Origin of the sequence: Kitasatospora sp. MMS16-BH015 (assembly GCF_002943525.1) — a bacterium.
Taxonomy (GTDB): domain Bacteria; phylum Actinomycetota; class Actinomycetes; order Streptomycetales; family Streptomycetaceae; genus Kitasatospora.
Map to the genome: position 1 here is coordinate 3,332,965 of NZ_CP025394.1, position 21,648 is coordinate 3,354,612.

20 protein-coding genes are annotated in these 21,648 nt (G+C 72.4%); 9 read left to right on the forward strand and 11 right to left on the reverse strand.

Going from position 1 to position 21,648, the window contains the following annotated elements:
* Window positions 1-88 precede the first annotated feature (88 nt).
* Window positions 89-1,063 carry a LysR family transcriptional regulator gene (locus CFP65_RS14315; RefSeq protein ID WP_104816462.1) on the reverse strand — a complete coding sequence of 325 codons (975 nt, stop codon included), beginning with the start codon at window positions 1,061-1,063 and terminating at the stop codon, window positions 89-91.
* Window positions 1,064-1,126: 63 nt separating this feature from the next.
* Here CFP65_RS14315 and CFP65_RS14320 point away from each other — a divergent pair, with 63 nt between their 5' ends.
* Together CFP65_RS14320 and CFP65_RS14325 are read left to right on the forward strand one after the other, a co-directional pair.
* The gene (locus tag CFP65_RS14320; protein WP_104816463.1) at window positions 1,127-2,452 is read left to right on the forward strand and encodes an MFS transporter; all 1,326 of its coding nucleotides are present in this window, start codon (window positions 1,127-1,129) and stop codon (window positions 2,450-2,452) included.
* A 216-nt stretch (window positions 2,453-2,668) separates the two neighbouring features.
* Entirely contained in the window at window positions 2,669-4,378 is a 1,710-nt protein-coding gene (locus CFP65_RS14325) for an LCP family protein (RefSeq protein WP_174805532.1), read from the forward strand.
* Here CFP65_RS14325 and CFP65_RS38915 read toward each other — a convergent pair.
* Window positions 4,308-4,619, reverse strand: coding sequence for a hypothetical protein (locus CFP65_RS38915; RefSeq protein ID WP_158702169.1), 312 nt, complete (start codon window positions 4,617-4,619; stop codon window positions 4,308-4,310). The two genes, CFP65_RS14325 and CFP65_RS38915, sit on opposite strands and share 71 nt — an antisense overlap.
* Window positions 4,603-4,938 (reverse strand): metalloregulator ArsR/SmtB family transcription factor, encoded by a 336-nt coding sequence (locus CFP65_RS14330; protein ID WP_104816464.1) that lies wholly within the window; start codon window positions 4,936-4,938, stop codon window positions 4,603-4,605. Before CFP65_RS14330 ends, CFP65_RS38915 begins: the two co-directional genes overlap by 17 nt.
* 105 nt (window positions 4,939-5,043) lie before the next feature.
* On the opposite strand from CFP65_RS14330, the gene CFP65_RS14335 reads away from it, so the two are divergent.
* Entirely contained in the window at window positions 5,044-5,400 is a 357-nt protein-coding gene (locus CFP65_RS14335; RefSeq protein ID WP_104816465.1) for a hypothetical protein, read from the forward strand.
* Here the strand turns inward: CFP65_RS14335 and CFP65_RS14340 are convergent.
* Window positions 5,370-5,768: a PH domain-containing protein gene (locus CFP65_RS14340; protein WP_104816466.1), complete on the reverse strand. Its 399-nt coding sequence runs from the start codon at window positions 5,766-5,768 to the stop codon at window positions 5,370-5,372. The two genes, CFP65_RS14335 and CFP65_RS14340, sit on opposite strands and share 31 nt — an antisense overlap.
* A 150-nt stretch (window positions 5,769-5,918) precedes the next feature.
* Between CFP65_RS14340 and CFP65_RS14345 the strand changes: the two genes are divergently transcribed.
* Window positions 5,919-6,644, forward strand: coding sequence for a hypothetical protein (locus tag CFP65_RS14345; protein WP_104816467.1), 726 nt, complete (start codon window positions 5,919-5,921; stop codon window positions 6,642-6,644).
* 7 nt (window positions 6,645-6,651) lie between these two features.
* Here CFP65_RS14345 and CFP65_RS14350 read toward each other — a convergent pair whose 3' ends face one another.
* The 7 genes from CFP65_RS14350 to CFP65_RS14380 all read right to left on the reverse strand — a co-directional run bounded on the left by CFP65_RS14350 (window position 6,652) and on the right by CFP65_RS14380 (window position 15,274).
* Complete coding sequence (locus CFP65_RS14350) at window positions 6,652-7,929, reverse strand: thymidine phosphorylase (protein ID WP_104816468.1); 1,278 nt, start codon at window positions 7,927-7,929, stop codon at window positions 6,652-6,654.
* 103 nt (window positions 7,930-8,032) lie between these two features.
* A complete protein-coding gene (locus CFP65_RS14355; protein ID WP_104816469.1) occupies window positions 8,033-8,428 on the reverse strand; it encodes a cytidine deaminase in 396 nt (131 codons plus the stop codon).
* Window positions 8,425-9,675: an ABC transporter permease gene (locus CFP65_RS14360; RefSeq protein ID WP_104820875.1), complete on the reverse strand. Its 1,251-nt coding sequence runs from the start codon at window positions 9,673-9,675 to the stop codon at window positions 8,425-8,427. The genes CFP65_RS14355 and CFP65_RS14360 overlap by 4 nt, the downstream gene beginning before the upstream one ends.
* Window positions 9,676-9,707: 32 nt before the next feature.
* Window positions 9,708-10,862 (reverse strand): ABC transporter permease, encoded by a 1,155-nt coding sequence (locus CFP65_RS14365; protein WP_104816470.1) that lies wholly within the window; start codon window positions 10,860-10,862, stop codon window positions 9,708-9,710.
* 3 nt (window positions 10,863-10,865) lie between these two features.
* Window positions 10,866-12,386, reverse strand: a complete 1,521-nt coding sequence (locus CFP65_RS14370) for an ATP-binding cassette domain-containing protein (RefSeq protein ID WP_254552947.1) — start codon at window positions 12,384-12,386, stop codon at window positions 10,866-10,868.
* Between the two features lie 339 nt (window positions 12,387-12,725).
* Window positions 12,726-13,796: a BMP family protein gene (locus CFP65_RS14375; RefSeq protein ID WP_104816471.1), complete on the reverse strand. Its 1,071-nt coding sequence runs from the start codon at window positions 13,794-13,796 to the stop codon at window positions 12,726-12,728.
* 221 nt (window positions 13,797-14,017) lie between these two features.
* Window positions 14,018-15,274 carry an amidohydrolase gene (locus tag CFP65_RS14380; protein ID WP_371682414.1) on the reverse strand — a complete coding sequence of 419 codons (1,257 nt, stop codon included), beginning with the start codon at window positions 15,272-15,274 and terminating at the stop codon, window positions 14,018-14,020.
* A gap of 382 nt (window positions 15,275-15,656) precedes the next feature.
* Here CFP65_RS14380 and CFP65_RS14385 point away from each other — a divergent pair, with 382 nt between their 5' ends.
* The 5 genes from CFP65_RS14385 (at window position 15,657) to CFP65_RS14405 (ending at window position 21,647) form a co-directional block, all read left to right on the forward strand.
* Window positions 15,657-17,693 (forward strand): protease pro-enzyme activation domain-containing protein, encoded by a 2,037-nt coding sequence (locus tag CFP65_RS14385; RefSeq protein ID WP_254552391.1) that lies wholly within the window; start codon window positions 15,657-15,659, stop codon window positions 17,691-17,693.
* Between the two features lie 84 nt (window positions 17,694-17,777).
* The gene (gene sigJ, locus CFP65_RS14390; RefSeq protein WP_104816474.1) at window positions 17,778-18,722 is read left to right on the forward strand and encodes an RNA polymerase sigma factor SigJ; all 945 of its coding nucleotides are present in this window, start codon (window positions 17,778-17,780) and stop codon (window positions 18,720-18,722) included.
* Between the two features lie 101 nt (window positions 18,723-18,823).
* Window positions 18,824-20,020 carry an NAD(P)/FAD-dependent oxidoreductase gene (locus CFP65_RS14395; protein WP_104816475.1) on the forward strand — a complete coding sequence of 399 codons (1,197 nt, stop codon included), beginning with the start codon at window positions 18,824-18,826 and terminating at the stop codon, window positions 20,018-20,020.
* Window positions 20,021-20,095: 75 nt separating this feature from the next.
* Window positions 20,096-20,839: an SDR family oxidoreductase gene (locus tag CFP65_RS14400; protein WP_104816476.1), complete on the forward strand. Its 744-nt coding sequence runs from the start codon at window positions 20,096-20,098 to the stop codon at window positions 20,837-20,839.
* A 232-nt stretch (window positions 20,840-21,071) separates the two neighbouring features.
* On the forward strand, window positions 21,072-21,647 hold the full coding sequence (locus tag CFP65_RS14405; RefSeq protein WP_371682415.1) for a 2-oxo-4-hydroxy-4-carboxy-5-ureidoimidazoline decarboxylase: 576 nt from the start codon (window positions 21,072-21,074) through the stop codon (window positions 21,645-21,647).
* Window position 21,648: the final 1 nt, after the last annotated feature.

Below are 21,648 nucleotides of genomic sequence, written 5' to 3' on the forward strand. Positions count from 1 at the left end.
CGGACGAGAGCCCGGGATCCCGTGGCCGGCGTGGACCGGGAGTGCCGTCACCGGCCTGGCCAGGGGTCGGCGCCGCGTGGCCGCCTGGCTAGTCGTGGTCGATCAGGCGGCCGCGGCGGGCCAGGACGAAATCGCGGAAGGCGGCGGCCGGTGGGGTGAGGGGGCGGGCGGTGACCCAGGTGAGGGCGATGGTGCGGCGAGTGCGGGGGGCGGTGACTTCGAGGTCGACGACGCCGGGGCGGGGGGCGAGGGCGGGCGGGAGGAGGGCCACCCCGAGGCCGGCGGCGACCAGGCCGCGGAGGGTCTCGGCCTCCTCGCCCTCGAAGGCGATCCGCGGGGTGAAGCCGGCCTCGGCGCAGAACTGGTCGGTGATGGCCCGCAGGCCGTACCCGCGCTCCACCGCGACGAACGGCTCCTCCGCCACCTCGGCGAGCCGGATCCGGCGGCGGCCGGCCAACCGGTGGTCGACTGGTACGTTCAAGTAGAGCCTTTGTTCGTCGAGTTGACGTGTCGTCAGGTCAGGGTCGTCCGGGAGCGGGGAGACCAGGCAGAGGTCGAGCTCGCCCGCGCGCAGACGCTCCAGCATCGCCCCCACGTAGTCCTGGACGAGCTGGAACCGCACCTTGGGATGCCCCGCCGCGCGGAAGCCGCGCAGCAGCGCCGGCACCGCGTCCGTCCCCAGGGTGTGGAGGAAGCCGAAGGCCACCCGGCCGGCCGCCGGATCGGCCTCGGCTCGGGCGACCTCGGCGCCGCGCTCCAGCTCGGCCAGCGCCCGCTCGGCGCTGCCGAGCAGCAGCCGGCCGGCCCTGGTCAGCCGGACGGTACGGCCCTCGCGGGCGAGCAGCCGGACGCCGAGCTCGGCTTCGAGCCGGGCCACCGCGCGGGAGAGGGTGGGCTGCGGCATGCCGAGCAGCTGGGCCGCCTGCGTCACGTGCTCCAACCGCCCCACCGCCGCGAACTGGGCCACCAGCGGGGCGAGTAGGCCCGCCGCACCGGCGGGGCCGAGCTCCGCAGCGGGCGCGGACAGGACGGGCGGGGGCGGCGAGCTGCTCTCATGCGTCATGGTATTGATTATGAGAGATCCATGTATTGGACGCATGAAGCGGCACGGTCCTACGGTCGATCCATGCCGCCTGCCAGAGCCACGACCACGGACCCAGCCACCACGGACCCAGCCACCACCGCGACCCCGAGCGCCGTCGAGAACGACGAGAAGGACCTGCGGCACCGACCGGGCAGCCGGGGCTTCCGGCGGGCCAACCTCGCGCTGTTCGCCGCCGGGGTGGCCACCTTCGTGCTGCTGTACTCCACCCAGGGGCTGCTGCCGGTGCTCTCCGGGAGTCTGGATCTGACGCCGGGGCAGGCGAGTTGGACGGCCTCGGCGGCCACCCTCGGGCTGGCACTGGGGCTGCTGCCGGCCAGTGCGCTCTCCGACCGGTACGGGCGGACGGCCGTCATGACGGCCTCGATGCTGGCCGCCTCCGCGCTGGCGCTGGCCCTGCCGTTCGCCGGCGGGCTCGGGCCGCTGGTGGTGCTGCGGATGCTCCAGGGCGCGGCGCTGGCCGGGCTGCCGGCCACCGCGATGGCCTACCTGGCCGAGGAGATCCACCCGAGTGCGCTGGCCTCGGCGATGGGGCTGTACGTCGCGGGCAACAGCATCGGCGGCATGGGCGGCCGGCTGGTCTCCGGCTGGGTCGCGGCGGCCTGGGGCTGGCGCTGGGGGCTGGCCGCCTCGGCCGCGCTCGCGCTGCTCGCCGCCCTGGCCTTCCGGCTGCTGATCCCGGCCGCCCGGCACTTCACCCGGGCCCCGGTGGACGCCCGGGCGCTGGGCCGCACCGTCGCCGCCCACCTGCGCAACCCGCTGCTGCTGCGGCTGTACGCGCTCGGCGCGCTCTTCATGGCGGTGTTCGGCGCCGTCTACAACACCATCGGCTACCGGCTGATCGCGGCACCCTTCCACCTGCCCGAGTCGGTGGCGGCCTCCATCTTCGTGGTCTACCTGGTCGGCACCGCCTCCTCCGCGAGCGCCGGGCGGCTCACCGCGCGGCTCGGCCGCCGGGGCACGCTGTACGTGGCGATCGGCGTCACCGCGGCCGGGCTGCTGGTCTCGCTGGCGGGTTCACTGACCGCCGCCCTGCTCGGCCTGGTGCTGATCACGGCCGGCTTCTTCGCCGGGCACGCGACCGCCTCGGCCGCCGTCGGCCGCACCGCGACCCACGGCCGCGCCCAGGCCAGCGCGCTCTACCTGATCGCCTACTACCTGGGCAACAGCCTCGGTGGCACCCTGGGCGCCGACGCGTACCACGCCACCGGCTGGCCCGGCTCGGCCGGCGTGGGCCTGGCCGCGATGCTGCTGGCGACCGCCGTCACCCTGTACGCGACCCGGCAGGCCGTCCGGGCCCGCCGCACCGGCCTGGGGCGAGTGGCTCCGAACCCTGGGACACTTGCGTGAGTGACAGAGTGTGGCTGGCGGCGGGCAGGGCGAAGCACCGGGGCCGACCTGCCGCCTGAGCGGTGGGTCGCCGTGGTGGCCGAGGGGTTCGGTTGCTACATTGCGCAACTGTGCAACCCCAGGGGTGCCTCGGCGCGTCTGGTGAGGGGAGCGCTTCGGCGCCCACTGCTGGACACCCCGCGCCGGTCCGCCGGCCCGAGCCTCGAAGGTACGAGTATGACCGAGCCCAGGAGCAGGTCCAACGGGGCCTCCACCGCGACGGCCGAGGCCCGGACGCCCGGAGCGGCAGCCGGGCGGGCCAGCCGCCGGAAGAAGCCCACCCGCAAGAAACGGGTGCTGCGGATCGCGGCCCTCACGGCCTCGGGCCTGGTGCTGGTCACCGCGGGCACCGGCGCCTGGCTCTACAACCACTTGAGCGGCAACCTGACCAGCGTCTCGCTCAAGTCCGGCGGCCAGAACGTGGGCGGCACCGAGAAGCCGGACGCCTTCGGCCGCACCCCGATCAACATCCTGCTGATAGGCACCGACGCGCGCAGCAACGCCGAGGACTGCCAGCTCGGCGGGGCCTGCAACGGCGGCACGGTGGGCACCACGGGGTACGGCAACGCCGATGTGGAGATGGTGGTGCACATCGCCGCCGACCGCTCCAACGCGACGGTGCTCAGCATCCCCCGCGACACCATGGTCAACGTGCCGGCCTGCTCCGACGAGAAGACCAAGACCAAGACCGCCGGCTACTTCGGCATGGTCAACAGCGCGCTGAACTACGGGCCGGCCTGCCAGGTCGCGACCATCCACAAGCTCACCGGCATCCCGATCGACCACTTCTCGATGATCGACTTCTCCGGCGTGGTCAAGATGTCCGACGCGGTGGGCGGCGTGCAGGTCTGCGTCAACGCCGACGTGTACGACACGTACTCGCACCTCAAGCTGAAGGCCGGCCAGCACACCCTCAAGGGCGAGGCCGCCCTGATGTTCGTCCGCTCCCGGCACGGCTTCGGCGACGGCGGCGACCTGAGCCGCACCTACGCCCAGCACCTCTACCTGGGCGCGCTGATGCGCAGCATGAAGAGCGCGGGCACCCTCACCAACCCGGTGGCCATGTACTCGCTGGGCGACGCCGCGACCAAGGCGCTGACCGTGGACGACGACCTCGGCAGCGTGGCCAAGCTGGCCGGGCTGGCCACGGACCTGGACAAGGTGCCGACCAGCCGGATCTCCCTGATGACCATGCAGACGGCCGCGGACCCGAGCAACAAGGACCGCCTGGTGCCCGCCGCCAGCTCGGGCCAGCTGTTCGCGGCCCTTGCCAACGACCAGTCGCTGACCGGCGGCGCGCCCGCCCCGGCCGCCTCCGACGCACCGGCCGCCCCCTCCGGCGCAGCCGCCCCGCAGCCGGCGCCGAGCGCGCCGCCCGTCCGGCAGGCCGCACCGAAGACCCCCGTCCGGGTCGAGAACGACGGCGGGGTCACCGGCCGGGCCGGCACCGTGACGCAGGGGCTCACCGCCCAGGGCTACACCGCAAGCGTGGTCAGCGCCAAGCCGCCGACCACCGAGCACACCAGCACGCTGACCTACGGCCCCGGCCTCAAGGCCGAGGCCGAGCAGACCGCAGCCACGCTCGGCCTGCCCGCCTCCCACCTGCGCGAGGGCAGCGGCAGCCGCCTGACCCTGGTGATCGGCACCGACTGGGGCGGCGAGACCACCTTCACCGGGGCCGCGGGCGGCGCCACCGGCGGCGGGGCGAGCACCCCCACGGCCGTGGACACCAAGCAGGCGCTCGCCGACACCCACGTCGAGACCGCCGACCAGGGCAACGGCTGCGCCCAGGTGAGCACCTACAAGACGGTGGAGCTCAACGGGGTGTCGATGACGCCCAGCCAGGCGTACGAGAAGGCCACCGACGTCCCGGACTCCGCCCCCTGACCAGGCGCAGCACCAGGGCGTACCCGGCCAGCACTGGCAGCAGGCCCAGGTAGAACACCGGCGGCGGGGCGGCGAAGCCGAGCGCCGCGCCCGCCGGGCTCAGCGGCAGCAGCAGGCCGACGGCGCAGAGCCCGAGGTTGGCCGGCCGCACCGACCGGGGTGCGGCCGGGCCCGCCGGGAGCCCGGCCCGTTCGGCCTCCTCGGGGAGCGGCCGGGCCGCTGCCTCAGCCGGTACGGACACGGCCGTCGCCCACGCCCTCTTCCGGCCGGCCCAGGATCAGCCGGACGACGGCGACCAGCACCGGGTCGTCGACGAAGTACACCTGCCGCCGCCCCTCGCGGCGGGCCCGCACCACCCCGCCCAGCTTCAGCTTCGCCAGGTGCTGACTGACCATCGGCAGACTCGCCCCCACCCGCTCGGCCAGCCCGGTCACGTCGCTCTCCCCCTGCGACAGCGCCCAGACGATGTGCAGCCGGGCCGGAGCAGCCAGCAACCCGAGGGCAGCCGTCGCCTCGGCCAGCGCCCCCGGCGAGGGATCCCCGGCCGAACTGCGGTGCACCTGTGCCTCCTGCGGATGAAAATAGCTGTGGGCCCCCCAGCCTACGGACCCGAAACCCCTGCCTGAACCGCCCACCGGGCCCACAGCTGTCACTGGGCTCCGGCCATGACCACAGATCCGGCCGCATACGCCCGACTGCTCGCCATCACGGATCGACTGCCGCCCGCCCCCGGGCTCGGAACGCCCGAGATCGCCGACGGCCTGATCACTCTGGCACTGGCACCGGACGAGGACCACGAGCAGACCGTCCGGCTGCTCGCGCACTGTCTGAACGACCAACTGCCGAACACCCACCCGGGTCACGCCGCCCGCACCGGCGCCTGCCTGGAGAGCGCCGGCCTCGGCCGCCTGCGCCGCCCCGACCTCGTGGTCTTCGCAACGGCGACGCTCCCGGTCGAGGAGCCCACCGTGCTGCCCCACGAGGTACTGAGTCACAACTGCCGGACGGCGCGACGCTGGTAGTCGCGGATACGGCGGAGGGCGGCGGTGAAGTCGGCCTCCAAGGCGGGGGTGCCGTCGCTGCGCAGGCCGGGGAGGTAGCGGGGGCGGCGGTGGCCCTCGATGTGGACCACGGCCACCTGGTAGGTGGAGGCCTTGGCGGTGCGTTCCTGGGCCTCGACCATGCCGGTGCGGGCCCAGGGGACGAAGCTGCGGCGGAAGAGGCTGCGCAGGTGGAGGCCCTCGGGGGTGAGGCGGGTGGTGCCGTACATGATGGTGATGCCGTAGAGCACGGCGGGCAGCCAGATCACTGCGGCCAGCACGCCCGCCTGCCAGGCGAGCAGCGCCGGGCCGCCGCAGACCACGGCAGTGGCGAGGGCGAGCGGGATCATCGTGCGGCGCCGCGTGCGCGCCGACAGCGCAATGCGTACCTCTTGCGGCCTGGGTGTCTCGTCCACCCCGCGATGTTAGGGGCGGGATCGAGCCACCGACAGGGCCCGCGTTACGGTCTTCCGGACATGATCGGACGGGGGGAGCGAAACATGCGGTGGACGAGACAGCCGGCGGCCGTCTGGTGGCGGCTGCTGCTGGTGCAGGCGGTGTTCGGCGGGGTCGCCATGGTGGTCGGCTGGGGGCAGCTGCCACTGGCCGTGCTGACAGGCGGCCCGGCCGTGGGGGCGGCGGGGGTGGTGCTCCTGCTGGCGACCCTGCTGCTGACCGCCTGGTGCTGGCACGCGAAGCTCAACGTGTTGGCGGGGGCGCGGGGGTTCGGGGCGGTGCTGCGGGCCGATCCGGGGCGGCTCGGGCCGCTCTGGTGCTGGCTGCTGGTGCTGGACGTGGAGAACCTGCTCCGGCTGCTGCTCGCGGTCGATGTCCACACCTACGCCGAGCTGGTCTTCTCCCCCGGGATGACGCTCTTCAGGCTGGCCGGGATCGTGCTCCTGGTGGTCTCCGCGCTGCTGCCGATGACCACCGTGCTGGAAGGCCGTGGCCCGACCCGGGCCTGGCGCCTGGCCTGCGGCAACTGGCGCACCGCCCTGCAGCTGGTGGCCCTGGTCGTCTCCCAGCAGGTGGCGCTCTTCGTGCAGGGCCGGCTGGCGATCCAGGCCCTCCGCCCGAATTCGCAGGCCGCCTCCGGGGTCTTCGTCTTCGAGGCCGAGTCGTACCTGCTCGGCACGCTGTCCTCGGTGCTGTACGCGGTACTGCTGTACTCCGTGTACCGGTCGGCGCGTCCGGCCCGTGCGGTGCTCGGGCCGGACGCGGTCTGACCGGGGGTCAGGCGATGCGGTCGAGCACCAGCGGGGTCGGGGTGAAGGCGGTGCCCTCGGGGGCGACGGTGTAGGCGCCGGAGAGGGCCTCGATCGCGTAGTCGTAGCGCTCGGGGGTGTCGGTGTGCAGGGTCAGCAGGGGCTGGCCCGCGACGACGGTGTCGCCGGGCTTGGCGTGCAGCTCGACGCCGGCGCCGGCCTGCACCGGGTCCTCCTTGCGGGCGCGGCCGGCGCCCAGGCGCCAGGCGCAGACGCCGACGCCGTAGGCGTCCAGCGAGGTGAGCACGCCGGAGGCGGGGGCGGTGATCACGTGCTGCTCGCGGGCGACCGGCAGCGGGGCGTCCACGTCGCCGCCCTGGGCGGAGATCATCCGGCGCCAGTGGTCCATCGCGGAGCCGTCGCGCAGCGCGTCGGCCGGGTCCTTGCCGTGCACCCCGGCGGCGGTGAGCATCTCGCGGGCCAGTGCGAGGGTCAGCTCGACCACGTCGGCGGGGCCGCCACCGGCCAGCACCTCGACCGACTCGCGGACCTCCAGGGCGTTACCGGCCGTCAGGCCCAGCGGGGTCGACATGTCGGTGAGCAGGGCGACGGTGTTGACCCCGGCGGCCTTGCCCAGGCCGACCATGGTGCGGGCCAGCTCCTGGGCGTCGCCGAGGTTCTTCATGAAGGCGCCGGAGCCGACCTTCACGTCGAGGACGAGCGCGCCGGTGCCCTCGGCGATCTTCTTGGACATGATCGAGGAGGCGATCAGCGGGATCGCCTCCACCGTGCCGGTGACGTCGCGCAGGGCGTAGAGCTTCTTGTCGGCGGGGGCCAAGCCGTCGCCCGCCGCGCAGATCACGGCGCCGGTGCCGTGCAGCACCGACATCATCTCCTCGTTGGAGAGCAGCGCCCGCCAGCCGGGGATGGACTCCAGCTTGTCCAGGGTGCCGCCGGTGTGGCCGAGGCCCCGGCCGGAGAGCTGCGGCACGGCGGCGCCGCAGGCGGCGACCAGCGGGGCGAGCGGCAGGGTGATCTTGTCGCCGACGCCGCCGGTGGAGTGCTTGTCGGAGGTCGGCACGCCGAGCGCGGAGAAGTCCATCCGGACGCCGGAGCGGATCATCGCCTCGGTCCAGCGGCTGATCTCCCGCAGGTTCATGCCGTTCAGCAGGATGGCCATGGCCAGGGCGGACATCTGCTCGTCCGCGACCTCGCCCCGGGTGTAGGCGTCGATCACCCAGTCGATCTGAGCGTCGGTCAGCTCGCCCCGGTCGCGCTTGGTGCGGATGACGGAGATGGCGTCCATGTCGTGCTCCAGAGGGGTGAAATGCGAAGAGTGCCGCGAGATGTACTGATCTCACGACACTCTACGCGCGTAACAGAGTTGAAGACTAGAGCCACTCGGGCAACTACAGGCGCTCCGGCCCGAACGCGTCGGGCAGCACCTCGGCCATCCGCTTCACCCCCGAGGCCAGCTCGACCAGCAGCTCGGGCCCGCCGTGCTCGTACAGCAGCTGGCGGCAGCGCCCACAGGGCATCAGCAGCTCCCCGGCCCCGTCCACGCAGGTGAACGCGACCAGCCGGCCGCCGCCGGACATCTGCAGCGCCGAGACCAGCCCGCACTCGGCGCAGAGCCCGAGCCCGTACGAGGCGTTCTCCACGTTGCAGCCGGTGACGACCCTGCCGTCCTCGACCAGGGCGGCGGCGCCGACCGGGAACTTGCTGTAGGGGGCGTACGCGTGCTTCATCGCACCGCGCGCCGCCACCCGCAGCGCCTCCCAGTCGACCACCGGGGCCGTGGTCACTTGCCCTGCCCCTTGCGGTAGATCTGCCCGTCGGCCTTCGGCATCCGCAGCCGCTGCGAGGCCAGCGCGAGCACCACGAGGGTGATCACGTACGGGGTGGCCACGATCAGCGGGCGCTGCACCGAGTCGGTGAGGGCGTACCAGGCGGCCAGGCCGCCGGCCACCACGATCGAGATCGCGGCGCCGGTGTACTTGCGGCGGTAGAGCTGCCACAGGGCCAGCAGGGCCATCGCGATCGCGATGGTGATCAGCAGCACGTGCACCGAGTCGGCGTCGCGCAGCTGGAGGCTGTCGGTGAAGCCGAACAGGCCCGCGCCGGCGGCCAGGCCGCCCGGCAGCCAGTTGCCGAAGATCATCGCGGCGAGGCCGATGAAGCCCCGGCCCTGGGTCTGGCCGTCCTTGTAGAAGTGCGCGGCGACCAGCGAGAGGTACGAACCCGCGAGGCCCGCGAAGGCGCCCGAGGCGATGACCGCGAGGTACTTGTACTTGTAGACGTTGACGCCCAGCGACTCGGCGGCCGTCGGGTTCTCGCCGCAGGAGCGCAGGCGCAGGCCGAAGACGGTGCGCCAGAGCACGAAGTACGAGCCGATGATCAGCACGGCGGCCAGCACGGTGACCACCGAGAGGTTGGTGACCATGCCGCCGATGATGCCGGCCACGTCCGAGATCAGGAACCAGTGGTGGCCCTCGATGGTGTCCAGCCAGGAGGAGAGGCCGGGGATGGTGATCTGCGGCAGCGGGTCGGCCGGCGGGGACTGGTTGGCGCCCGCGCCGAAGGCCACGTAGTCCTTGTAGTAGATCTTGTTGACGTACGCGCAGATGCCGGGGATCAGCAGGTTGATGCCGACACCGGAGACGATGTGGTCGACGCCGAAGGTGACCGTGACCAGCGCGTGCAGCAGGCCGCCCAGCGCCCCGCCGAGGGCGCCGGCCACCAGGCCGAACCAGGGGTTGACCAGGTAGCCGCCCCAGGCGCCGCAGAAGGTGCCGGCCACCATCATGCCTTCGAGGCCGATGTTGACCACGCCGGCCCGCTCGGACCAGAGACCGCCGAGACCGGCGAGCGCGATCGGCACGGCCGAGCCGAGGGCGGCGGCGATCTGGCCGGAGGAGGTCAGACCGTGGTTGCCGGTCACTATCCCGACGGCGGAGAAGAGCAGCAGGGCTGCGGCCACCAGGAGGAGCACGACGGGGAGCGAGAGCTTGCCCCGGCGCTTGCCCGGCTCCTTGCCGAGCGGGTTGAGCAGCTTCTTCCGGTACTCGACGGTGAAGTTGGCGCTCACGCCGAGACCTCCTTCTTGGCGGCCGAGGCGGCCTGCGCGGCGAGTTCGGCGCCGACCTTCTGCTGCTGGCGCTTGAGCGCGTAGCGGCGCACCAGCTCGTAGGCGACGACGACGCAGATGACGATGGTGCCTTCCATGACCTGGACGATCTCCTGCGGGAAGTCGCCCTTCAGCGGCAGCTGGATGCCGGAGGTGTCGAGGAAGGCGAAGAGCAGCGCCGAGAAGGCGACGCCGAGCGGGGTGTTGCGGCCGAGCAGCGCCACCGAGATGCCGATGAAGCCCAGGCCCGGCTGGATGTTCTGGCCGAAGTAGTAGGAGCTCTGGGTGAGCTCCGGGAGGCCGATCAGACCGGCGATGGCGCCGGAGACGGCCATGCTGGTCAGCACCATGCGCTTGACGTTGACGCCGGAGGCCGTGGCGGCCGTCTCGGAGCGGCCGGTGGCGCGCAGGTCGAAGCCGAAGCGGGTGCGGGTCAGCACGAACTGGAAGGCGATGCCGACCAGGGCTGCGACGACGATGAAGCCCCAGAGGGTGCCGCCGGCGGTGTCGAAGGCGAAGAAGTGGCTGGACTGCGAGATCGGCGCCGTCTGCACGCTGTTGCTGGTGGTGCTGACCTTCGGGGCGAAGATGCCCGGCACGAGCAGCAGACCGACCACGGCGGTGGAGATGGCGTTCAGCATGATGGTCGAGATGACCTCGCTGACGCCCCGGTAGACCTTGAGCAGACCGGCCACCGAGGCCCAGATCGCACCGGTGATCATGGCGACGATCAGCAGCAGCGGGATCTGCAGGAAGGACGGCAGGTCGACCTGGCTGCCGACGTACGCGGCGAACAGCACGCCGAGCTTGTACTGGCCGTCGACCCCGATGTTGAAGAGGTTCATCCGGAAGCCGAAGGCGGCGGCGGTACCGGCCAGGAAGTAGACGGTGGCCCGGTTCAGGGTGGCCACCTGGCCGTCCGAGGCGGTGCCGTAGTTCCACATGATCTGGAACGCCTGGAACGGGTCGCGGCCCGAGGTGGCGAGCAGCACCGAGCAGATGACCACCGAGAGCAGGATGGCCAGCACCGGGGCGGCCAGCGCGAAGGTGATCCGCTCGAGGTCGAACCGCTGGGAGAGCGGCCGCTTCGCGGGGTTGCTAGGACTGGTCATGGGTTACTCCCCCGCCTGCTGGTCGTCGGCGGCATCGCCGGCATCGACGGCGTCCTCGGTGCCGTCCAGCCGGATCTCGGTGGCCTCGGCCAGGGCCTCCGTGTCGGACTCGATGTGGCCCTTGGCCGCACCGGTCATCGCGGTGCCCAGGTCCTCGGCGGTGACGGTGGCCGGGTCGGCGTCGGCGACCAGGCGGCCGCGGTAGATGACCCGGATGGTGTCGGAGAGGCCGATCAGCTCGTCGAGGTCGGCCGAGATCAGCAGGACGGCCAGGCCCTCGCGCTGGGCGGAGCGGATCTGCTCCCAGATCTGCGCCTGCGCGCCGACGTCCACGCCACGGGTGGGGTGGGCGGCGATCAGGAGCTTGGGGTGGTGGCTCATCTCGCGGCCGATGATCAGCTTCTGCTGGTTGCCGCCGGAGAGCGACGCGGCCGTCACCTCGATGCCGGGGGTGCGGACGTCGTACTCCTCGACGATCCGCAGGGTGTCCTTGCGGGCGCCGGCCGGGTCGAGCAGGAAGCCCTTGGAGTTCGGGTCCTCGGTCACGTGGCCGAGGATGCGGTTCTCCCAGAGCGGGGCCTCGAGCAGCAGGCCGTGCTTGTGGCGGTCCTCGGGGATGTAGCCGATGCCGGCCTCGCGGCGGGCCCGGGTGAGCGTGCCGGAGAGGTCGGCGCCGTCGAGCACCACGGTGCCGGCGTCCAGCGCCAGCATGCCCATGATGGCCTCGACCAGTTCGGCCTGGCCGTTGCCCTCGACGCCGGCGATGCCGAGGATCTCGCCCTTGTGGATGGTGAGCGAGATGTCGTCGAGCACGACGCGCTCGATGCCCTCGATGTCGGCCTTGGCGATCCGCAGGCCCTCGACCTTGAGCATCTCGGTCTCGGTGACGGTCGACTCGCGGCTCTCCGGGGAGGGCAGCTCGGCGCCGACCATCATCTCGGCCAGCTGGCGGGCCGTCACGGTGGCCGGGTCGGCGTCGCCGACGGTGGTGCCCCTGCGGATGACGCTGATCGCGTCCGCGACGGAGAGCACCTCGTGCAGCTTGTGCGAGATGAAGATGACGGTGACGCCCTCGGCCTTGAGCTCGCGCAGGTTGCCGAAGAGCGCGTCCACCTCGTGCGGGACGAGGACGGCGGTGGGCTCGTCCAGGATCAGGATCCGGGCGCCGCGGTAGAGCACCTTGAGGATCTCGACCCGCTGGCGCTCGGCCACGCCGAGGTCCTCGACCAGGGCGTCCGGGCGCACGCCCAGGCCGTACTGGTCGGAGATCTCCTTGATCCGGGCCTTGGCCTTGGCTCCTATCCCGTGCAGCTTCTCGCCGCCCAGGACCACGTTCTCCCAGACCGTCAGGTTGTCGGCCAGCATGAAGTGCTGGTGCACCATGCCGATGCCGCGCGCGATGGCGTCGCCGGGAGTGTTGAACTCGACCAGCTCGCCGTCGATCGCGATGGTGCCCTCGTCCGGCTTCTGCATGCCGTAGAGGATCTTCATCAGCGTCGACTTGCCCGCGCCGTTCTCGCCCATCAGGGCGTGCACGGTGCCGCGGTTCACGGTGATGTCGATGTCGTGGTTGGCCACGACGCCGGGGAAGCGCTTGGTGATGCCGCGCAGTTCGACGGCCGGTGCCGCCGTCCCCGCGCTGGGGGTGCCGCCCGTGCGCGGGGCGGGATCGGAAGCGGTGATGGCGATCTCCTGGTGGTCTGGAGGCGCGTCGTTGCGGGCCAGGATGCGAAGGGGAAGACCGTGGGGTGAAGCGGGCGGGAAAGGGTGGAGCCCGGAGGGTGCGCCTCGCGCGCACCTCGCCGGGCCCCGCCCTTTCGGTTGCTGCTTACTGCTTACTGCTGACCGCTGCTGCGGGTCGGATCACGGAGCGGTCGGGACCTTGGTGGCACCCGAGGTGATCTTGTCGGCGGCGGCCTTCAGCTGGGTCTGGATGTCGTTGATGTGGTCGCCCGTGGTGGACAGCGACACACCGTCGGCCTTGAGGTCGAAGTTGACGACGCCGGTGAGCGGGGTGCCGCTCTTGGCCGCGTTGATGTACTTGTAGACCGCGGTGTCGACGTTCTTCACCATCGAGGTGAGGATCGAGCCGGCGTACTTCTTCAGGGCCGGCTGCGAGGCCTGGTCGGAGTCGACGCCGATCGCCCACGCCTTGAAGGCGGAGTTGTTGGCGACGGCCTCGATGGCGCCGGAGCCGGAGGAGCCGGCGGCGGAGTAGATGACGTCCGCGCCCTTGTCCAGCTGGCCCTGCGCGGCCTCCTTGCCCTTGCCCGGGTCGTTGAAGCCGCTGAAGTCCGGCGGGGTGGTGAGGTAGGTGGTCTCGACCGCGATGCTCGGGTCGACCGACTTCACACCGGCCTTGTAACCGGCCTCGAACTTCTTGATCAGCTCGGACTGCACGCCACCAATGAAGCCGACGTGCTTCTTCTGGGTCTTCAGGGCGGCGGCGACACCGGCCAGGTACGAGCCCTCCTGCTCCGAGAAGGTCAGCGAGGTGACGTTGCTCGGCTGGGTGGTGGAGGCGGAGTCGATGATCGCGAACTTGACGTTCGGGTTGTCCTTGGCGACCTTCTCGACGGCGGTCTGGTAGACGAAGCCGACCGCGATGACCGGGTTGTAGCCGGCCTGGACGAGGGAGCTCAGGCGGCTCTCCTTGTCGGCCTCGGCCTCACCGGTCTTGGCCTCGGCCTCGTTGACCTGGACGCCCTCGCCCTTGGCCTTGTCCAGACCACGGGCGGCGGAGTCGTTGAACGACTGGTCGCCACGGCCGCCGATGTCGTACGCCATGCCGACCTTGAGGCTGGACGAGCCGGCCCCGGCCGAGGCGGAGGACGAGGAGGTGCTGTCGGTGCTCTTTGCGCCGCAAGCGGCGAGCGAGGCAATGCCCAGGGAACCCGAGAGCACGACCGCGGCGAGCTTCAGTGAACGGCGCAAGGGAGTATCTCCTTCTCACACACCCGTATGGCGTGGTCGAGCGCCACCGTAACGCGCGTAGAACACGGTTGGGTTACGGCCTGCGGGGGCATTCGGGTTGTTATCAAAATGTGGTGCTACTCCCGGACGAATCCGGACAGAACACCACACTCGAACGCCCCGGATGTCACTACCGAGTGGTAGTGAGTGAACACCCTACGCGGCGATCCCTTCAAGAGGTGTCAGACGCGCCCGTGCTCCAGCGCCAGGGAGCAGAACAGCTCCACGCCGATCCCGATGGCCCGCTCGTCCACGTCGAAGCGGCCCTGGTGCAGGTCGCGGACGGTGGTGTCGTGCGGGGCGCGGACGCCCAGCCGGGCCAGCGCGCCCGGCGCCTTCTCCAGGTACCAGGAGAAGTCCTCGCCGCCGAGGCTCTGCTCGGTCGTCTCCACCACCGGGCCGTCGCCGCTCGCGAAGCGGGCGGTCATCGCCGCCTCCAGCTGCTCGACCGTGACCCGCTCGTTGACCACCGGCGGCACCCCGCGGTGGTAGTCCAGGGTCCACTTGGCCCGGTGCGTCTCGGCGATCCGGGCGATCAGCTCGTGCAGCGCCTCGGGGGCCTCGCGCCAGCCGTCGAGCTCGAGGCAGCGAACCGTTCCTGCCAGCTCGGCGTGCTGGGGGATGACGTTGGAGGCCGAGCCGGAGGCGATCCGGCCCCAGACCAGGCTGACGCCCCAGCGCGGGTCCATCCGGCGGGCCAGCGCGGGCGGCAGGTCGGCCGCCATCCGGGCGATCGCGGTGACCAGGTCGGTGGTCAGGTGCGGGCGGGCGGTGTGGCCGCCGGGGCCGTCCAGGCTGAGCACCAGCTGGTCGCAGGCCGAGGTGATCGCCCCGGTCTTGAGGCCGATCCGGCCCACCGCCACCTTCGGGTCGCAGTGCACGGCGTAGATCCGGCCGACCCCCTCCATCCCGCCGGCCGCGATGACGTCCAGCGCGCCGCCGGGCATCACCTCCTCGGCCGGCTGGAAGACCAGCCGCACCCCCTGCCGCAGCTCGCCGGCCTCGGCGGCCTGGGCCAGCACCAGCGCGGTGCCCAGCACCACGGTGGTGTGCACGTCGTGCCCGCAGGCGTGCGCGCGGCCGGGCACGGTGGAGCGGTAGGGCGCCTCGGTCTTGGCGTCGTCGATCGGCAGCGCGTCGATGTCGGCCCGGAAGGCGAGCAGCGGAGCGCCCGCGCGGTGGCCCGGGGGGAGGATGTCCACCGTCATGCCGGTGCCGCCCGGCAGGATTTTCGGTGTGAGTCCGGCGGCCAGCATGCGCTCGCGGAGTAGCCGGGTGGTGCGGAACTCCTGGCGCCCGAGCTCGGGGTGCCGGTGCAGATCGCGCCGGAAGGCGATCAGCTCGGCCTCGTACCCGCGGACGCGGGCCCGCAGGTCGGAGCGAGTGGCGCTGCGGGTGCCTGGTCGAGCGGCCTGCTCGGCGCGCTGATGCGGGTTCACCTCAACCATCGTAGGGCGGTACGCGGCTTTTGGCTGGACTTCCGGAAGACTGCTGCCAGATTTCGCGCTTACCGGCCCGGCAGCTGGGTATGACTTCACGTTTCGGCCCGCCTTCCCGATGATCACCGCCCTGTGCAACGACGCAGGTGCGCCCGGGGACACGGAGCCAATCCAGCTACGCGCGTCCGGGTCACGGGGGCGCGCGGCTCGGTCATGCACTGGCAAAGCTTTGCGCTGTGCTCTTGAGCTTCGCGCTCTTGTCCGAATAGACAACTCCCAGTCAACTTCCCGGTCCAGGTGGGCTCTCCGCCCGGATCCGGTCCGTCCTGCCCTCACGAAGGCGCGCAGACGGAACCCATCGAACGAGAAGTGGGGAACCCACGTGCCAGCAGCACGCAGCCGGCTCTCCCGGATAGCCGTCGCGGCTCCCGCCGCCACCGCTCTGATCCTGGGAACTCTCGCGGTCGCCAGCCCCTCCCTCGCCGCCACCCCGGTCGGCGAGCAGACCGCCAAGCAGCTCCCGGGCAGCCACCCCGCGTGGGCCACCGCGAACGTCGACGCCGGTGCTGTCTCCGACGCCACGCCCGCCACCGCCCGCATCTACCTCGCCGGCCAGGACCAGGCCGGTCTCACCGCCCTGGCGAAGGCCGTCTCGGACGTCAACTCGCCGTCCTACGGCAAGTACCTCTCCGCCGAGGAGACCAAGGCCCGCTTCGGTGCCACCAAGGCCCAGGTCAAGTCCGTCACCGACTGGGTGACCGGCGCCGGCCTCAAGGTCACCTCGACCACCGCGCACTACATCGAGGTCTCCGGCGACACCGCCGCCCTCGCCAAGGCCTTCGGCACCTCCTTCCACGCGTACCGCACCGCCCAGGGCACCCAGAGCGCCCCGGTCAAGGACGCCGTGGTGCCCGCCTCCGTGGCGAGCTCGGTGCTGGCCGTCGGTGGCCTGGCCACCGCGCTCCACAAGAACGTCTCCTTCGCCACCTCGCAGAAGACCGCCGAGGCGAAGGCCGCCCCGCAGTCCAAGGGCCCGTCGCTGCCGACCACCCCGACCTGCTCGGAGAACGGCTACGGCACCAAGCCCGCCAACGGCGCGCCGGCCGGTTACGAGAAGAACGAGCCCTTCGCTCCCTGCTCGTACATCCCCTCGCAGCTGCGCAAGGCGTACAGCGTCGACACCGCCAAGGTGACCGGCAAGGGCGCCCGCGTCGCGATCATCGACGCCTACGGCCTCTCCACCATGGAGCAGGACGCCAACCACTACTCGACGCTGCACGGTGACAAGCCGTTCGCCGCCGGGCAGTACAACGAGGTCGTCACCCCGGACAAGTGGGTCCACCAGGCCGACTGCGGCGGCCCGGAGGGCTGGGCCGGCGAGGAGGCGCTCGACGTCGAGATGGTGCACGCCTTCGCGCCCGACGCGCACGTCACCTACGTCGGTGCCAACTCCTGCTACGACGACGACCTGAACGCCGCCATGGCGAACGTGGTCGACAACCACCTCGCCGACATCGTCTCCAACTCCTGGGGCGAGATCATGCACGGCAAGAGCGGGGACATCGACCCGGCGGTCGTCGCGGCCGACAACCAGGTCTTCCAGCTCGGCGCCGTCGAGGGCATCGGCTTCACCTTCTCCGCGGGCGACTGCGGCGACAGCTCCCCGGCGGCTGCGGCCACCGGTGTGAACTGCCAGGCCGACACCAACTCGGCGCAGGCCAACTGGCCGGACTCCTCGCCGTGGGTCACCGCCGTCGGCGGCACCACCCTGGAGCTGGGCAACAAGGCCGGCCAGTACGGGCACGAGGTCTCCATGGGTGACCAGCGCTCGGTGCTCTCGGCCGACCAGAAGTCGTGGAGCCCCTTCCCGGGCTTCTTCTACTTCGGTGGTGGCGGCGGCGTCTCCAAGGACTTCGAGCAGCCCTGGTACCAGAAGGGCGTCGTGCCGGACAGCATCTCGATGACCGCGGCCGACGGCACCAAGGCCACCACCCCGCGCCGGGCCACCCCGGACATCGCGATGAGCGGTGACCTGGTCGCCGCCACCCTGGTCGGCTTCACCGCCAACGGCACCTACAGCGAGGGCGGCTACGGCGGCACCTCCGTCTCCGCCCCGGAGACGGCCGGTCTGCTGGCCGACGCGATCGAGGCCCGTGGCGGCCGTCCGATCGGCTTCGCCAACCCGGCGCTGTACGACCGGGCCGGCACCAAGGCGTACCACGACGTCAACGACTCCGCCGTGCACAACAAGTTCGGCAACGTCGTCGACCTGGGCACCATCGGTGGCGTCCTGAAGGTCCGCCTCTACAAGGTCGCGGCCGACTACGGCCTGTCGGCCGGCAAGGGCTACGACACCGCGACCGGCGTGGGCTCGCCCGACGGCCGCTACTTCTTCAAGTCGTTCACCTACAAGCACTGAACCGCTTGGCCGGATTGAACGAGCGTTGACGGCGGAGGCCCGGGTCATTGACCCGGGCCTCCGTCGTTCGCCAGGATCGCCCGCATGGTGCTGCTCGCGAGTGACGTGGACCGCTTCGAGGCCGCCCGGCCGCGGCTGGAGGCCATCGCCTACCGGCTGCTCGGCTCGGTGAGCGAGGCCGAGGACGCCGTGCAGGAGACCTTCCTGCGCTGGCAGGCGGCCGAGGTCGGGCGGATCGAGGTGCCCGAGGCCTGGCTGACCAAGGTGCTCACCAACTACTGCCTCAACCAGCTGAGTTCGGCCCGGGCCCGGCGTGAGACCTACGTCGGCCGGTGGCTGCCCGAGCCGCTGCTCGCCGGCGACCCGATGCTCGGCCCGGCCGAGACCGCCGAGCAGCGCGAGTCGGTCTCCTATGCCGTCCTGGTGCTGCTGGAGCGGCTGTCGCCGGGCGAGCGGGCGGTGTACGTGCTGCGGGAGGCGTTCGCCCACACCCACCGGGAGATCGCCGAGATCCTCGACCTCACCGAGGCCGCCGCCCAGCAGCTCTACCACCGGGCGAAGAAGCACGTGGCGGACGGCCGGACCCGCACCGAGATCGACGAGGCCGCCGCCCGGCGGGTCGTCGAGGAGTTCCTGACCGCAGCCACCACCGGACGCACCGAGCCCCTGCTCCGGCTGCTCACCGCCGACGCCGTCTCGGTCGGCGACGGCGGCGGCAAGGTCCCCGCCCGGGCGAAGGCCTTCGAGGGCGCGCTCGCGGTGGCCACCTTCCTGCGCGGCCTGTTCAAGCCGAGCACGGCCAAGCGGAACATCCTCGGCGGCGTGGCCGAGTTCTACGCCACCACCGCCAACGGCGACCCGGCCGTGGTGGCGGTGGTGGACGGCCGGGTCGTCGGCATCACCTGCCTGGAGGTCACCCCGGCGGGCATCGTGGCGATCCGCAACCAGGTCAACCCCGACAAGCTCCTGCGCGCCACCGAGCGGTGGGCCGCCGAGGAGCACCCGGAGGGCCCGCTGCGCGCCCTGTGACACGGGTCACAGCAGACTCCTGTCAGGAAACGCGGGGCCGCCCGGTTCAAGGTGCGAACCCACGCCGGACACCGGCGGCCCCAGCAGACAGGAGCACGGACATGCAGCACCGAATCGTCGTCCTCGGAGCCGGCTACACCGGTGCGATCGCGGCCGGCCGGCTGGCCAGGCGGCTGCACCGCGCGGACGTCACCATCACCCTGGTCAACGCCGAGCCCGACTTCGTCGAGCGCGTCCGGCTGCACCAGCTCGCGGTCGGCCAGGAGCTCAAGGCCCGGCCGTTCGCCGAGATGTTCGCCGGCACCGGCGTGGCGCTGAAGCTCGCCCGGGTCACCGCGGTGGACGTGGACCGCAAGACCGTGGCGCTCACCACCGCGGCCGGCCAGGAGCAGCTGGCCTACGACACCCTGGTGCACGCCCTCGGCAGCGGCCCGCAGGACGGGGGCGTCGCCGGCGTCGCCGAGCACGCGTACGAGGTGGCCGGCCGCCCTGGGGCGCTGCGGCTGCGCGAGCGCCTGGCGGCCCTGGGCGCGGGCGGGCGGGTGGTCGTGGTCGGCGGCGGCCTGACCGGCCTGGAGGCCGTCACCGAGATCGCCGAGGCCCGCCCGGACCTGGCGGTCGCCCTGGCCGTCCGCGGCACCCTCGGCGACTGGCTCTCGGCGAAGGGCCGCACCCACCTGCGGAAGGTGCTGGACGGGCTCGGCGTCGCGGTGCACGAGCAGGCGGCGGTCACCGCCGTGGCGGCGGAGGGCGTGACCACGGCCGACGGCCGGGCGCTGCCCGCCGAGGTCACCGTCTGGACCACCGGCTTCGCCGCCGACCCGATCGCCGGGGCCACCGCGCTGGAACTCACCGGCCAGGGCCGGATCGTGGTGGACGCCACCATGCGCTCGGTCTCCCACCCGGACGTGTACGCGGTGGGCGACGCCGCGCAGGCCCTCGGCCCGGAGGGCCGGCCGCTGCGGATGTCCTGCGCCTCCGGCGTCCCGATGGCCTGGCAGGCCGCCGACGCGATCGCCGCCCGGCTGGCCGGGGTCAAGGTGCCCCGGGTGCCGATCCGCTACTTCAACCAGTGCGTCTCGCTCGGCCGCCGGGACGGGCTGATCCAGTTCGTCACCGCCGACGACCGGGCGGTGGACCGCGCGCTGACCGGCCGGTCGGCCGCCCGCTACAAGGAGCTGGTCTGCAAGGGTGCCGCCTGGGGCGTGGCCAACCCGACCATGGGCCTGCCCACCCGGCGCCGCCGGGTCCGGCAGCCGGAGGGCGCGGGCCGCCCGCAGGTGGCGGCCGCGGCCTGACCGGCCACCGCGGGGCCGCTCCCCCGGGGTTGAGATGATCGGTCCGACCGAAGTCGAACACCCCAGGGAGTGGCAATGACCGAGCAGAAGGTGGCTGTGATCACCGGCGCCAGCAGCGGGATCGGGGCGGCGACCGCCCGCCGGCTGGCCGCCGACGGCTTCGAGGTGGTGCTCACCGCGCGCCGCACCGAGCGGATCGAGGCGCTGGCCAAGGAGCTGGGCGGCCGGGCGTTCACACTGGACGTGACCGACCGGTCGGCCGTGGACGCCTTCGCCGCCGAGGTCGGCCGGGTGGACGTGCTGGTCAACAACGCGGGCGGCGCGGTCGGCGCCGAGACGGTCGAGGCGGGCGACCCGGCCGACTGGCGGCTGATGTACGAGACCAACGTGCTCGGCACCCTGCACGTCACCCAGGCGCTGCTGCCGGCCCTGCGGGCCACCGGGGACGGCACCGTGCTGATCATGTCCTCCACCGCCGCGCTGGCCGCCTACGAGGGCGGCGGCGGGTACGTGGCCGCCAAGGCCGCCGTGCACACCGTGGCCGGCACGCTCCGGCTGGAGCTGTGCGGGGAGCCGATCCGGGTGATCGAGATCGCCCCGGGCATGGTCAAGACCGACGGCTTCGCGGTGACCCGCTTCCGCGGCGACGAGGCCAAGGCCGCCGCCGTCTACGCGGGCGTGGCCGAGCCGCTCACCGCCGAGGACATCGCCGACACCGTCTCCTGGGCCGTCACCCGGCCCCCGCACGTGAACATCGACCTGCTGGTGGTCCGCCCGCGGGCGCAGGCGGCCAACCACAAGGTGCACCGGGTGCTCTGACGGCCCATCAGGTACGTGGCCCTCGGGGAGGGGGCTGACCGGAAGGTGTCAACGTCACAACTTGATACCTCGATCGGGTGAATTCGGCGCGCTCCCTCCCCAACTGATTACCCCTCAACTACCGTGGTGCCGCTGCCCGGCCGGGAGGCGCCCGACACCCCCTGAGCGCCCGCCCGGAGCGCCCGTTCCGGCACGTCGCGCCACCGCACCGCCTCCAGCCGGTGCCCCATGCTTGTGGGTGCACCCGTACCCTTCCCGCCCTCACGAGGAGGACCCGCTGGCCAGCGACATCCCGTCACAGCGCCCGCTGCTGACGCCGTCCCTGCTCGGGCTTCACCGTTTCAACGAGGCCGACCCCGGCGCCGCCGAGGAGGCCCTGCTGGCCTGCTGCGGCAGCCACCGGTGGGCACTGCGACTCGCCGCCCACCGCCCCTACCCCGACATAGAGTCCCTGCTCGCCGCCGCGAGCGAGGCCTCCTACGACCTCCGCCCGGCCGATCTCGCCGAGGCCCTGGCCGACGAGAGCTGGATGCCCCAGCCCCTGCTCGGCATGCGGGCCCCCGGCAGCCAGGCCGCCCACACCGCCCTGCGGGCCGCGCACGCCGCGTACGAGGCCCGGTTCGGCCACGTCTTCGTGGTCTGCCTGGACGGCATCGCGGCGGAGGAGATGCTGGACGCGGTGCTCGCGGCCCTGCGCACCCGGCTGGCCAACGACCCGGACGAGGAGCGGCTGGTCGCGGCCGACGAACTCCGCCGGATCGCGCTCACCCGCCTGGAGCACCTGGTCGCCACGCACTGCTCGGCCTGAC

Excerpts from the sequence above, each read along its gene's own strand:
- CFP65_RS14370 (WP_254552947.1), bottom strand. The coding sequence starts at position 12,386 with ATGGGCGAGAACGGCGCGGGCAAGTCGACGCTGATGAAGATCCTCTAC.
- CFP65_RS14345 (WP_104816467.1), top strand. The coding sequence starts at position 5,919 with ATGCGGTGGACGAGACAGCCGGCGGCCGTCTGGTGGCGGCTGCTGCTG.
- CFP65_RS14400 (WP_104816476.1), top strand. The coding sequence starts at position 20,096 with ATGACCGAGCAGAAGGTGGCTGTGATCACCGGCGCCAGCAGCGGGATC.
- CFP65_RS14365 (WP_104816470.1), bottom strand. The coding sequence starts at position 10,862 with ATGACCAGTCCTAGCAACCCCGCGAAGCGGCCGCTCTCCCAGCGGTTC.
- CFP65_RS14320 (WP_104816463.1), top strand. The coding sequence starts at position 1,127 with ATGCCGCCTGCCAGAGCCACGACCACGGACCCAGCCACCACGGACCCA.
- sigJ (WP_104816474.1), top strand. The coding sequence starts at position 17,778 with ATGGTGCTGCTCGCGAGTGACGTGGACCGCTTCGAGGCCGCCCGGCCG.
- CFP65_RS14315 (WP_104816462.1), bottom strand. The coding sequence starts at position 1,063 with ATGACGCATGAGAGCAGCTCGCCGCCCCCGCCCGTCCTGTCCGCGCCC.
- CFP65_RS14350 (WP_104816468.1), bottom strand. The coding sequence starts at position 7,929 with ATGGACGCCATCTCCGTCATCCGCACCAAGCGCGACCGGGGCGAGCTG.
- CFP65_RS14335 (WP_104816465.1), top strand. The coding sequence starts at position 5,044 with ATGACCACAGATCCGGCCGCATACGCCCGACTGCTCGCCATCACGGAT.
- CFP65_RS14340 (WP_104816466.1), bottom strand. The coding sequence starts at position 5,768 with ATGATCCCGCTCGCCCTCGCCACTGCCGTGGTCTGCGGCGGCCCGGCG.
- CFP65_RS14325 (WP_174805532.1), top strand. The coding sequence starts at position 2,669 with ATGACCGAGCCCAGGAGCAGGTCCAACGGGGCCTCCACCGCGACGGCC.
- CFP65_RS14395 (WP_104816475.1), top strand. The coding sequence starts at position 18,824 with ATGCAGCACCGAATCGTCGTCCTCGGAGCCGGCTACACCGGTGCGATC.